Source organism: Phyllobacterium sp. (genome assembly GCF_037994405.1).
Classification (GTDB): Bacteria; Pseudomonadota; Alphaproteobacteria; order Rhizobiales; family Rhizobiaceae; genus Phyllobacterium.
Map to the genome: position 1 here is coordinate 1 of NZ_JBBNAN010000040.1, position 12760 is coordinate 12760.

Annotated in this window: 10 protein-coding genes and 1 pseudogene; 5 read left to right on the forward strand and 6 right to left on the reverse strand. The window is 56.8% G+C overall.

Annotated elements, in window-relative coordinates; genetic code table 11:
* Positions 1 to 249, reverse strand: a pseudogene (locus AAAC48_RS02555) (homoserine dehydrogenase); the annotation flags it as partial.
* Between the two features lie 158 nt (positions 250 to 407).
* On the opposite strand from AAAC48_RS02555, the gene AAAC48_RS02560 reads away from it, so the two are divergent.
* On the forward strand, positions 408 to 1079 hold the full coding sequence (locus AAAC48_RS02560) for an HAD family phosphatase (RefSeq protein ID WP_340652666.1): 672 nt from the start codon (positions 408 to 410) through the stop codon (positions 1077 to 1079).
* A gap of 9 nt (positions 1080 to 1088) precedes the next feature.
* On the opposite strand, the gene AAAC48_RS02565 is transcribed toward AAAC48_RS02560, so the two are convergent.
* On the reverse strand, positions 1089 to 1364 hold the full coding sequence (locus tag AAAC48_RS02565; protein ID WP_340652667.1) for a hypothetical protein: 276 nt from the start codon (positions 1362 to 1364) through the stop codon (positions 1089 to 1091).
* A gap of 194 nt (positions 1365 to 1558) precedes the next feature.
* Here AAAC48_RS02565 and AAAC48_RS02570 point away from each other — a divergent pair, with 194 nt between their 5' ends.
* Entirely contained in the window at positions 1559 to 2245 is a 687-nt protein-coding gene (locus AAAC48_RS02570) for an SIMPL domain-containing protein (protein WP_340652675.1), read from the forward strand.
* Positions 2246 to 2310: 65 nt separating this feature from the next.
* Here the strand turns inward: AAAC48_RS02570 and AAAC48_RS02575 are convergent, their stop codons facing one another.
* Entirely contained in the window at positions 2311 to 2664 is a 354-nt protein-coding gene (locus AAAC48_RS02575) for an antifreeze protein (RefSeq protein WP_340652668.1), read from the reverse strand.
* Between the two features lie 141 nt (positions 2665 to 2805).
* Positions 2806 to 3261 (reverse strand): YcgN family cysteine cluster protein, encoded by a 456-nt coding sequence (locus tag AAAC48_RS02580; protein WP_340652669.1) that lies wholly within the window; start codon positions 3259 to 3261, stop codon positions 2806 to 2808.
* 258 nt (positions 3262 to 3519) lie between these two features.
* Between AAAC48_RS02580 and AAAC48_RS02585 the strand changes: the two genes are divergently transcribed.
* Both AAAC48_RS02585 and AAAC48_RS02590 read left to right on the forward strand, forming a co-directional pair.
* Entirely contained in the window at positions 3520 to 5745 is a 2226-nt protein-coding gene (locus tag AAAC48_RS02585) for an OmpA family protein (protein WP_340652670.1), read from the forward strand.
* Between the two features lie 132 nt (positions 5746 to 5877).
* Positions 5878 to 6402: a TIGR00645 family protein gene (locus AAAC48_RS02590; protein ID WP_340652671.1), complete on the forward strand. Its 525-nt coding sequence runs from the start codon at positions 5878 to 5880 to the stop codon at positions 6400 to 6402.
* A 65-nt stretch (positions 6403 to 6467) separates the two neighbouring features.
* Here the strand turns inward: AAAC48_RS02590 and rpoD are convergent, their stop codons facing one another.
* Both rpoD and dnaG read right to left on the reverse strand, forming a co-directional pair.
* Entirely contained in the window at positions 6468 to 8495 is a 2028-nt protein-coding gene (gene rpoD / locus AAAC48_RS02595) for an RNA polymerase sigma factor RpoD (RefSeq protein WP_340652672.1), read from the reverse strand.
* Between the two features lie 292 nt (positions 8496 to 8787).
* Positions 8788 to 10755: a DNA primase gene (gene dnaG, locus AAAC48_RS02600; RefSeq protein ID WP_340652673.1), complete on the reverse strand. Its 1968-nt coding sequence runs from the start codon at positions 10753 to 10755 to the stop codon at positions 8788 to 8790.
* A 355-nt stretch (positions 10756 to 11110) separates the two neighbouring features.
* Here dnaG and AAAC48_RS02605 point away from each other — a divergent pair.
* Positions 11111 to 12760, forward strand: a 1650-nt coding sequence (locus AAAC48_RS02605; protein ID WP_340652674.1) for a Na/Pi cotransporter family protein, incomplete at its 3' end; no start/stop codon positions are given.

Here is a 12760-nt window from a genome sequence, read left to right on the forward strand (position 1 = left end):
CGAAGAGGCATTCGACACTTCCCGGGAATGCCCTTCCTCCTGATAGGCAATGTCGACCGCCTTCAGCGCACCCTGCAGGTTGAGTTCGGAAATCGCCCCGATCTCGATGCCGGGCATATGCGCCACACGGGTGACGATGTCCGTCCCCATCTCGCCCGAACCGATCAGCCCGATGCGGATCGGACGGCCCGTCTGCGCCCGTGCCTGCATGTCCCGCGCCAATCCCGTCAATGCAACATTCGTAGCCATGATGTCTCCTCCGCGGCCTCTAATGGGTGTCCGAAGCCGTTCAAATTACAATCATCGAATATTGAACATTTGTATTTTAGTCAAGACCTATGTGCATTATAAGGGCATTAACAGCGGGCATGTAGAAGCCTGGGAAATTCGTAACAAAGAGGACGGAAATGCCGCAGAACCGATTTGATCTGGTGATATTTGATTGCGATGGCGTGCTTGTGGACAGCGAGCCGCTGGCAGCCATTGCCTATCACAATGTCTATGCCAGTCAGGGGATGCTGCTGCCTGAAGGCACAATCGCCAAGTGCGTCGGCATGAAGCAGTCAGATATCATCAAGCGTATCGCCGAACTAACGGGCCACCAATTGCCCGATTCTGCCGAAACAGGTATCTGGCGTGAAACCAGGCGTGTTTTCAGTCAATCCCTGCAGGCGACACCAGGAATAGAGCCCCTCCTCGATCAGCTTGGGGCAGCGCGTTGCGTCGCTTCCTCATCCTCGCTGGAACGCATCCATTTCAGCCTGGAAACAACGGGGCTTACGGGTTATTTCGGCAATGCGATATACAGCTCCTCCATGGTCAAGCGCGGCAAGCCAGCGCCAGACCTCTTCCTCCATGCTGCAAACGAAATGGACGTTGATCCAAGCTGTTGCGTGGTGATCGAGGACTCACCCTTCGGCGTCGAAGGTGCTGTGGCCGCCGGCATGACTGCCATTGGCTATACTGGAGGCGCTCATACGCATACGGCCCATGCTCAAACACTTCTCGGTAAAGGTGCTGCCGCCGTCTTCTCCAACTGGAAGGACATCGGTTACTGGATGCGCACCACCAACGACTAGCGCCACGATCTAATCCCCGAATCGATGTCCTTCCCGCTCGGGATCGCGAGCGATTTCCTTCTCCTCTTCATCGTCGGGCAAGGCATCGTCGCTGTTTTGATACGGGTTGTCGTCATCGTCCTCCGACAGCTCTCCGGCATCCTCCGATTCGATCTGGCGCTGGCCAAGTATCGACAGTTCATCATCGGCGATTTCTTCCCAATCGTGCGTTTCAATCGGGCTTGTTGACGGCCGACCACGTGGCTCCATTCGTTCAGGGCCGTTCTTTGCATATCTACCTGACATGGTTTACTCCCTTGTTCGGTAAGGGAGAAACGCACGTGAAAACATTTGGATGCATAAAATGCATAGGTCTTCGAATGTTTTGCCCTTTGCCCTAATCCACCCATAATCGCCTGCGACGCATCAGCATCACGTCATCTGGGGAGATATCCATGACATCAAAAATTCTGAGCCTGGCATTCGCAACAACGGCGTTGATGGCGGTGCCATTCGCTGCCTTGGCAGACGAAGCACCGCGCCCTCGCATCACCGTTACGGGTGAAGGTCAGGCCGCAGCCGCGCCGGACATGGCCGTGCTTTCGCTGGTCGTTCTCCAGGAAAAGCCGACGGCGCGCGAAGCGTTAACGGCCAACAATGAAGCCATGGCCAAGGTGCTCGATGCGATGAAGAAGGCCGGGATTGCCGAACGCGACCTGCAGACCTCGGGTTTCAGCATCGACCCGCGCTATGTTTATCCGGAAAACAAGGACAATACACAGCCGCCGCAGGCGCCGAAGATCGTCGGCTATGCCGTATCCAACTCGCTGACCGTCCGCGTGCGCGATTTGAAGAAGGTAGGCGAGATCCTCGACCAATCCGTGACGCTCGGCGTCAATCAGGGCGGCAACCTTACCTTCACCAATGACAAGCCTGGCACAATTGTCGAAGAAGCCCGCAAGAGGGCCGTTGCAAATGCATTGGCCAAGGCCAAGACTTTGACGGAAGCTGCAGGTGTCAGCCTTGGCAAGGTGATTGAGATCAGCGAGCAATCCTTTAGCCCGCGCCCCATGCCCATGGGCGAGGCGAAGATGATGGCAGCAGCGCCTGCTGACTCGGTTCCTGTTGCTACGGGTGAGAATACCTACAACGTGAACGTGAACGTGACATTCGAACTGAAGAACTGATCACATCGTGCCATAGATACGAAAAGGGTGCCCTGTGGCACCCTTCTTTTTTGCTGTCATTTGCCTCAGCGAATGATGGGGCAGCCCGGCGCCCGCGCAAACACAACGGCGGTGCGCAGACCACGCTTCCATCCGGAAACACGGACAACATTGCGGTTCTCGGAAACACGAGGATCGCGGATTCCCATGCGGCTTGCCTTGCTGGCAGCTTGACCTGGCGTACAGGCAGCTGGCCGGTATGGCGGACGATAGTGACCGTAGCGATAGTCGACCTGCACGAGTGGCGCAGACGCGGCACCGAGTTCAACAACTGCCGGCGAAGCGGCTAGAGGCGCAGCGTTCGATGTGTTCGCGCCGAGGATTGCACCGATGCTGATCGCAGCACCGACCGCCAGCAACTTCAATGAAAGACTAGCCATATGAGCGTTCTCCTGTTTGATTGTCCGGGAATTGGGGGGATGCTTCAGGAATTCTGAAAACCGGACAGGCGCCCTTTGTTCCACGAACGATCTGAACAAATCCTCAACGCGCTGTTCACCAGCGGTTCAGCTCGAAATGGCTCAGGATGGCAGTTCAGCCTGCATCATATGGTCAAAATATTCTTCGTCACTCGCAAGATCATGGTCGAAGGCGGTGACCCTGCCCCGAACCGAAATACCGGCCTCGTGCACGGTTTCCCGACTACCGGATACCAGAGGGTGCCACCAGTAAAGGTCCCTGCCCTCATCGATTAGCCGGTAGCCGCATGTTTCCGGCAGCCAGTCGACGCTACGGACGATCTCCGGGGTAAGAAAGACGCAGTCCGGCACTTTCTTCTTTCGGTGCGTATAGTCTGAACACTGGCATGTTCCCGCATCAAGCAGAGTGCAAGCCACTGTTGTAAAATAGATTTCTTCGGTGTCCTCGTCTTCCAGCTTGTGCAGGCAACAGCGGCCGCAACCGTCGCACAGGCTCTCCCATTCCGAGCGGTTCAGCTCGTCGAGCGTTTTGATTTTCCAGAATGGTTGTTTGGACATGCGCTCAAATACATCGCGCGCGCTTCTGCGTCCATATTTTAAACATGAACGCAAGATGAATGGCGCCTTCACATCGGATACAGGCTCACCCTGCAATCCTGATGTTATCGGGTTCGGCCAATGTCGAGGCCGGACGCATTGCCACCGGCAATGAAACTGCAATGAGGATCGCAACTGACGAGCCGTTGCCACGAAGCGGAACCAGGTTGCGATCACGAACATTTGACGTGTTTCAACAAGAAGGAACGCGAGACAGGGATGAAAATGAAACGGACAGCGCTCTTTTTTGCCTCCACGGCAATTCTCTTCTCCTCACCGTCGGCGATGGCGGAACAGCCCCCTCTTAACCGGCCCTTTATCTCATCCAACACGAATATGCCGCAGCAAATGTTGGCGCAGGCTGAAGAGGCAGCACCACAGGACAACCCCGAGGCTGAGCAGTTAAAGAAGAAGGGTCGCCACGCCGGGGAAGCCCAGAAACCAGCCGGGGAAGAGGCCGATACGGCAGCCAAGGCGCAGAGACAGGCCGAAGAACAGGCAAAGCAACAGGCTCAAGAAGCCAAACGCGCCGCACAGGCTGAAGCAGAGAAAGCCGCGCAACAGCAAAAGGCCATCGAACAGGAAGCAAAACACAAAGCCGCCGAAGACGCGAAGGCAACCAAGGCTGCCGAAAAGCAAGCGGCCCAGGAAGCTGAGAAAGCCAAGCGTGCCGCACAGGCGGAAGCTGACAAAGCTGCTGAGCAGCAGAAGGCTGTAGAAGAGGAAGTCAAGCGCAAGGCTGCTCAAGACGCCAAGGCGGCGAAGGCAGCCGAAAGGGAAGCGGCCAAGAAAGCTGAAGAAGCAAAGCGCGCCACCGAGGCTGAATCCAACAAGGCAGCTGAACAGCAAAAAGCGGTAGAGGAAGAGGCGCGGAAGAAGGCAGCAGCCGAGGCTGGAGCAGCAAAGGCCACTAAACAAGAAACCGCGAAAGAAGCAGAAAAAGCCAAAAAGGCTGCTGAACAGGAAGCCGACAAGGCTGCTGAAGCCCAGAAAGCGGCCGAAGAAGAAGCCCGCAAGAAAGCTGCAGGCGCGCAGAAGGCGGCCGACAAGCAAACTGAAAAGACTGCTGAAGAAGCCAAGAAGGCCGCCGAAAAAGCCGCCAAGCAAGCACCGGTCGAGCCTGCTGGCGAAGTGCCTGGCGCCAAGCCCGAACAGGCAACGGGTGAAAAGCCGCCGGTGCCCGCCAAGCAAGCCAAACCGGCGAAACCCGCTGACGCCACGACGGGTCAGCCGGCTTCCGAAGGCACGGCAACTGCCCCCGTCACAGCGCCGGCTGATGCAACCAAGCCGGCACAACAGGCGGCTTCGCCCCTGCCTGCAAATGCGGCACCTGTCCTTGACAGCGAGAAGCCAACCCCCGTCCGCGAAGGCAAAGACAAGGGTAAGGTGAAGATCGATAGCACCGGACAGGCCACCGAAGCACCTGCAGTCCAAAAGCCGGTCATTCAGGAGGCGGCTACGCCGCCAGCGCCACCGCCAACGACCGATGCCGATGTTCAACAGCAACTCGCTCCCGTCAGGATCGAACCGGTTCGCACCGAAAAGGGTACGCGTATCAAAGACTTCCGGCGCGATGAACGACCGGGCGATGTCCAGGTGATCAAGCAGTACGACGACCGGACAATTGTCGAAGTCAACAACAACGTCTTCGTTGAGAGCTCCGATCGCCCGCGCATGTCCCGAGACGCCAAGGATGTCTATTACGAGGACCTGCCGCGCCGCCGTACCCGCGAAACGATCATTCGCGACAATGGTGTGCAAATCGTCACGATCCGCAATCGCTATGGCGATGTGATCCAGCGGTCGCGCATCATGCCGGACGGACGCGAGGTCGTGCTCAGCTACACACCCGACTATGACCGCGAGGAGCGCTACGAATGGCGGGATCCGGGCGATGATCTGCCGCCGCTGCGTCTGACCATTCCCGTCAACGAATATATTATGGACGCTGAACAGGCGCCCGAGGAGGATGTCTACGACTTCTTCGAGCGGCCACCTGTGGAACGGGTGGAGCGCATCTATTCAATCGACGAAGTGAAGCGTTCGGCACGCATTCGTGACAAGGTTCGCCGCGTCGACCTCGATACGATCACCTTCCAGTTTGGTTCCGCTGAAATCGGCGAGGACCAAGTCAGCCACCTGGAAAGCGTCGCGAAGGCTATGGTGCAGATCCTCAAGAAGAATCCGGCCGAGACGTTCCTGATCGAAGGTCACACCGATGCGGTCGGTTCGGATCAGGCCAACCTCGTTCTGTCGGACAAGCGTGCCGAGTCTGTCGCTCAGGCCCTGACGAATGTGTTCGACATTCCGCCGGAAAACATGGCAACCCAAGGCTATGGCGAGCGCTATCTCAAAATCAAGACGGATGGACCCGAACAGCAGAATCGTCGCGTTGCCATTCGGCGCATCACACCTCTGGTTGCTCCGATGGCCAGCAACAACTGACGGTCATACAATTGCAAACAAGCAAAAACCCGGGCGAAGGTCCGGGTTTTTTTGTAATTGTGGGTTGAGTTCACATCCTTCGTCGCTATGTGATGGCTTGAGCCCAGTTCCTAAAACAACCGGACCCGATTCATGAAACGCATCGAAATCTTCATTGAAAGCATCATCCTCGCCTCGCGCTGGCTTCTCGTGGTCTTCTACCTCGGCCTTGCCCTGGCACTCGGCATCTATGCCTTCTCCTTTGCAGGCAAGCTCGTCGACTTCGTCGCCAAGGTTACCGTCCTCGACGAAACAGATACGATCCTGAAGATGCTCGGCCTGATCGACGCCGCGCTGGTCGCCAGCCTCGTCGTCATGGTGATTATTTCAGGCTACGAAAACTTCGTCAGCCGCTTCGACGAAGCCGAGGAGGTGCATTGGCTCGGGACCATCGACGCAGGGTCGCTCAAGATCAAGGTTGCATCGACAATCGTCGCCATTTCCTCGATCCACCTCCTGCAGGTGTTTTTGAACCTGACACAGTTCTCAACCCAGCAATTGACCTGGTTCACTGTGATCCATCTTGCTTTCGTCTTCTCGGCGCTTTTCCTCGCCTATATCGACAAGCTGATGGTGAAGGAGAAGAGTGGCAAGAAACTAAGCGTACCGTCACTTTGAGATCGGTAACGACAACAAAAAGCCCGGCATCAATGCCGGGCTTTTTTATAACGCGATTGAGAACATCAGCTGTCGAGGAACGAGCGCAATTTGCGCGACCGGCTCGGGTGCTTGAGCTTGCGCAGTGCTTTCGCTTCGATCTGGCGAATACGTTCGCGCGTTACCGAGAACTGCTGGCCCACTTCCTCGAGCGTATGGTCAGTGTTCATGCCAATACCAAAGCGCATGCGCAGCACGCGCTCTTCACGCGGCGTCAGCGAAGCCAGGACTCGCGTCGTCGTATCGCGAAGATTGGCCTGAATGGCTGCATCGATCGGCAGAAGCGCGTTCTTGTCCTCGATGAAATCGCCGAGGTGTGAATCTTCCTCATCGCCGACGGGCGTTTCCAGCGAAATCGGTTCCTTGGCAATCTTCAGAACCTTGCGCACTTTCTCGAGCGGCATTGCCAGTTTCTCAGCCAGTTCTTCCGGAGTCGGTTCGCGGCCGATCTCATGCAGCATCTGGCGCGAGGTACGAACGATCTTGTTGATCGTTTCGATCATGTGCACCGGAATACGGATGGTGCGCGCCTGATCGGCGATCGAACGGGTGATCGCCTGACGAATCCACCACGTCGCATAGGTCGAGAACTTGTAACCGCGGCGGTACTCGAACTTGTCCACCGCCTTCATCAGGCCGATATTGCCTTCCTGGATGAGATCGAGGAACTGCAAGCCACGATTGGTGTATTTCTTGGCGATGGAAATAACGAGACGCAAGTTTGCCTCGACCATTTCCTTCTTGGCAAGCGCTGCTTCGCGTTCACCCTTCTGCACCTGATTGACGATACGGCGAAATTCGGAGATAGAAATGGCGGTTTCCTGCGCCATGTTCTGGATTTCCGTACGCAGGTTCTTGATCGTGTCTTTCTCGTTCTTGGTGAACTCTTTCCAGCCACGGGTCGTCAGGTTCGAAACAGCTTTCAACCAGTTCGGATCAAGCTCATTGCCCTGATATTCCTTGAGGAAGTCCTCGCGGCGTACGCCGTAAGATTCGGCGAGGCGCAGCAGGCGCCCTTCATTTTGAACGAGACGCTTGTTGATATCATAGAGCTGTGCAACCAGCGCTTCGATACGGTTCTGGTTCAGCGACAGCGACTTCACCGCCTTGATCAGCTGATCCTTGAGCTCCTTGTAGCGGCGCTCCTGGCTTGGCGACAGCGAGCCTGAGGCAGCGAGGCGATTTTCCACCTGCTGGTCCTGCAACTTGCGCAGCTTCTTGTAGGTGTCGGCGATAACGTCGAGCGTTTCCATGACCTGCGGACGCAGTTCGGCTTCCATCGCGGCCAGCGACAGATTGGCCTCATCATCCTCGTCGTCATCTTCCTCGATCGGCGTATCGCCGCCGACATTGGTGATGTCGTCATCGTCACGGCGGCTTCGCGACCGGTCATTAGCGGCAGCTGGCTTCTCTTCCTCGACACGTTCGATCACCGGAGCCTGCTTGGCTTCGGGACCGGCATAGGTCGTTTCAAGGTCGATGATTTCGCGCAGCAGGATCTTCGACTCGTTCAGATCCTCGCGCCAGATGATGATCGCCTGGAAGGTCAGCGGGCTTTCGCACAGACCAGAGATCATGGTCTCGCGGCCAGCCTCGATGCGCTTGGCAATGGCGATTTCGCCTTCGCGTGACAACAGCTCAACTGTTCCCATCTCACGCAAATACATGCGGACGGGATCGTCAGTCCGGTCGGTCGGTTCTTTCTTGGTGGTTGTCGGTGCTACCGCGGTGCCGGTGGCATCGGCGAGCTCGCGGGCTTCGCTTTCGTCATCGCCGCTGTTGTCAGCTTCCTCGGCATCCGCATCCTGCTCGTCATCTTCGACAACATTGATGCCCATGTCACTGAGCATGGCCATGGTGTCTTCGATCTGCTCGGAAGTGACCTCTTCGGATGGGAGAACCGCATTGAGCTCATCCATCGTCACATAGCCGCGCTTCTTCGCGAGCTTGATCATCTTCTTGACAGCGTCATCGGAAAGGTCGAGAAGCGGACCGTCTGGCGCGCCTTCGCGCTCGACTTCAACTTCTTCGTTTTCCTTTGCCTTTGTTGCCATATTCTCTCATCTCCAAGCGACGTTCGCTTTGTTCATGCATGGGAACAACGAGTGCGGCCAGCACCGGTTCCCCTACACCATAAAGGTAATAAATGATCGACTAGCCGAAATCCTGTTAATGTCGGATTAACCTTGTTATCCCGGTGGCGAGCACGCTACATATCTGCCGAATTTGCCGGTTTTTCTGCTAGACCTGCAAATATCTTCAATTCCGCGCAATCTGATTCCGTCATTATTGACCCACGTCAACCCCGACTCAACTGATTCGCGCTAAAAAAGCGAATCAATTCGGTCAAAAACCCCTGCCCGACCGCCCAGAAGGTATTCCGAACCCTTCGATCAGCGCTTCGGTAGCCTGCGCATTGCGAATATCGTTCTGAATATCGAGCAGCCGGTTGAGATTTTCGTCGGTGGCTTCTGTAGCCAGGGCGGTTTCAGCGACTTTCAGCTCCTTATGTAGTGTGCTTGCGCGCTGATGCAAGTGAATGGCCTGTCTTAAAGCCTCCAACGCATCCTCTTCTGCCGCTTCCGCCGTGGCCGTCCACATACGCGCACGACGTACCAGCGCCTCGAGCGCTTCAATCAGCGCGCCATGGCTGGTATCCACCATCGCCTTGCGCATCTCGCCGCCCGTCGCAACGTGATGCTCCGCCATGGCATTGAGCATGGCCGCATGAAAGCGCTTGAGGTCCGGGTGGCTGAACTCAAGCCGCACTACGGTTTCGAAATCTTCCTCGATCAGACGCGGATGATTGAAGAGGGTCATCAGGATGGCGGTCTCGCGCAAGGGAGGCGCCGCCGATGTCGTCTTGACCAGCACCGAACGCGCCAGACTGTCCGAGACCGCCAGGCGTCCGCTGGCCGCACCTCTGCCCCGTTGTCCATAGCTATTCTGCTGGCCAAAGCCATTCTGGTTGTTGCCGCGCTGACCATTGTTGCGCCGGTCATTTCCACGCTGACCCGAACTGAAGAATTGCTGGATGCGATCGCGAACATCCTGCGCATAGTGACGCCGCACGTTCTCGTCACCAATCAGCGCCGTCATTTGCTTGAGCCGTGCTTCGAGCTCCGCACGCCGTTCAGGCGTATCGAAGACGCCCCCGCTCGTCTCGCGTGCCCAGAGCATGGCGGCCAAAGGCCGCGCATCGTCGAGCACTGCCTGAAAGGCCTGCGGTCCGAACGATTTGACGAGATCGTCGGGGTCCTTGCCTTCCGGCAATACGGCAAAACGCAGGGAGCGCCCGGGCTTCAGGACAGGCAGAGCCAGATCAATTGCGCGATGCGCTGCCTTGATGCCGGCATTGTCTCCATCGAAACACAGCACCGGCTCCGGTGACATGCGCCAAAGGAGATCGAGCTGGTCCTCGGTCAAGGCTGTACCGAGCGGCGCAACTGCCTGGGCAAAACCCGCCTGCGCCAGTGCAATCACATCCATATAACCTTCGACGGCAATGACAGCTTTGGCCGGTTGCCCCGCCTGCGGCTGAGCCGCCTTCCTGGCGCGCAGGGCATTGAAGAGGATCTTGCCCTTGTGAAAGAGTTCCGTCTCGTTGGAATTCATGTATTTCGCGATAGCATTGGGCGCGAGCGCCCGGCCGCCAAAGGCAATGATGCGGCCGCGCAAATCCTCAATCGGGAACATGACGCGGTCGCGGAAGCGGTCAAAGGAGACTGGCTTGTCGTCGCCATAGACCACAAGGCCGCATGCCTCGATCTGCTCCTTGGTAGCGCCCTTCAATGCCAGGTGCTCCTTTAGCGCATTGCGGCTTTCGGGAGCATAACCGAGGCGATACGCGTGCTGTGTCGCAGCGCTCAAGCCGCGGTCGCGCAGATAGGCGCGTGCCTTCGCTCCGCCCGCCGCTTGCAGCTGCTCCTCGAAGAACTTGGTCGCCATCTCCATGACGTCATAGAGCGTTGCGCGCTTCGCCTCACGTATTTCCATTTCCGCATCGCGCGCCGGCATGGGCACGCCTGCCATGTCGGCAACGCGCTGCACGGCCTCAGGAAAGCTCAGCCCTTCGAGTTCTGTCAGGAAGCGGAAATGATCGCCGGTAACGCCGCAGCCGAAACAGTGATAGCGGCCCTTGCGATCCTCGCAATGAAAGCTTGGCGACTTCTCGCCATGAAACGGACAGCAGGCCCAGAAATCGCCCTTTGGCGCGTTCGTCTTATTCCGGTCGAACGAAACACGCGTTCCGATCACGCTGGAGATCGGTACACGCTCCCTGATCTCATCGAGAAAGGACGGCGAAAATCGCATGCTGCTCTTCGTTGTTAGACTGGACGGTTCTGAAAGCCGTTTTTTGACGGTTAAAGCTCTATCGCTCAAGCCAGAGACATATTGCAACAAATAAGGGCCGGGCGGAAGGCCCGCAAGTGCGTCATCCCCCGCTCATCTTGTCCGAAATCGATACTCATATTCGAAAGCCGGCAAACGAAAAAGTAATCAACACAAAACTGTCATGAAACTGTTACACTTTGTCAAAAGCGACACATTTTTTCTTAGCCGGAACATATTTTTTTCCCTTTTTGCACGATATGTTATCTTAACAAATTGCAACTAAAATCATGTGGTTGCATTACCGTGTATTCCAACGTGTCAGGATTGCCCCCAAGTGAACGGTTCCGCAATTTTGTTGCATCTGGCAGGCGCAGTAGCGCTTCTGCTATGGGCAACCCGCATGGTTCGCACTGGTGTCGAGCGCGCCTACGGGGAGCGTATGCGCCAAAGCCTGCGCGGCGTCCTGCACAATCCATTTCTCGCCGTACTCTGGGGCTTGATGCTCTCGATCGCCCTGCAAAGTTCGACCGCAGTCAGCCTTCTCGTCGGCTCCTTTGTCGGCTCTGGCATTGTCAGCGGCATCGCCGGCCTTATGGCCGTGCGTGGCGCCGAGGTTGGCTCGGCCCTTGTCGTCAAGATTTTGAGCTTTGATCTCACATTGCTCGTGCCGCTCTGTCTCGTCGCTGGAACAGTGATCTTCATGTCGACAGAGCGCAGCAACTGGCGGCAGATGGGCCGCATCCTCGTCGGCATTGGCCTGCTGGTCCTTTCGCTCGAAATGACCGGCCAGGCGACCGAACCATTGCGCAACAGTGAATTACTGCCTGTTATCGTTGGCTATCTCGACACCGATCCCGTCACGGCATTCCTGCTCGCGGCGGTGATGACGTGGCTGTTCCATTCCAGCATCGCAGCCGTGCTGCTTCTGGTTACGTTTGCATCCCGTGGTCTCATCCAGCCGGAACTCGGCATCGTGATGATCTTTGGCGTCAATCTTGGCTCGTCCTTTATTGCCCCGCTTCTGACCCGCAATGCAGCCCCACAGGCACGCATCGTGCCAATGGGCAATCTTTTGATGCGCGGCGCAGGTTCGGTGGTGATCCTCGTCCTTTATCTGACGTTCAAGCCATCAATCGCGTTTCTCGGCGCCACACCGGCCGACCAGGTCATCAATGGCCACATCCTCTTCAACATCATCATCTTGCTTGCCGGCGTTCCGCTTTCCGCGCTTGTCCTTAGGGTTACCAAGGCTGTCGTTGCGCTCAATGTGCCGGCTCAACAACCGCGGTCCCTTGATCATGAAGAACTCAGCGCCCTAGATGAAAGCGTTCTCGACACGCCGAGCCTCGCGCTTGCCAATGCGACACGCGAGACTGTCAGTGTTTGTGAAACCGTCGAGATCATGTTGCGGCGCATTATCGATCTGTACGAGAACCCCGAACAGGAACGCATCGACGAATTGTCGGCGTTGGACGACAAGGTTGACCGCAAGCATGCGGCGATCAAACTGTACCTTGCCAAGCTGACGACCAAGCAGCTGACAAGCTACGAGGTGGCTCGTGCCCGGGAATTGCTTGGCGCCTGCGTGAAGCTGGAACAAGTCGGCGACATCATCGTACGCAACATGCTGGCGCTTGTGCAGAAGAAGATGGACCGCAAGCTTAAATTCACCGACGAAGGCTGGCTTGAACTGAGCAATTTCCACGCAAAAGTCCTGACGAATGCCCGCATGGCCTTCAACGTCCTTGTTTCTCGCGATCGCGAAACGGCACATCAGCTGGTTCTGGAGAAAGATCATTTGCGCGATCTGGAAAAGCAGAGCAGCGACCGGCATTTCAGCCGGCTGCGCGAAGGTACGACCCGTAGCCTGGAAACAAGTTCCATTCACCTCGACACCATTCGCGACCTGAAGCAGGTCAATTCACTGCTCGCAGCCATGGCTTATCCTGTGCTCGAAGAACAGGGTCTCCTGAACACTACGCGC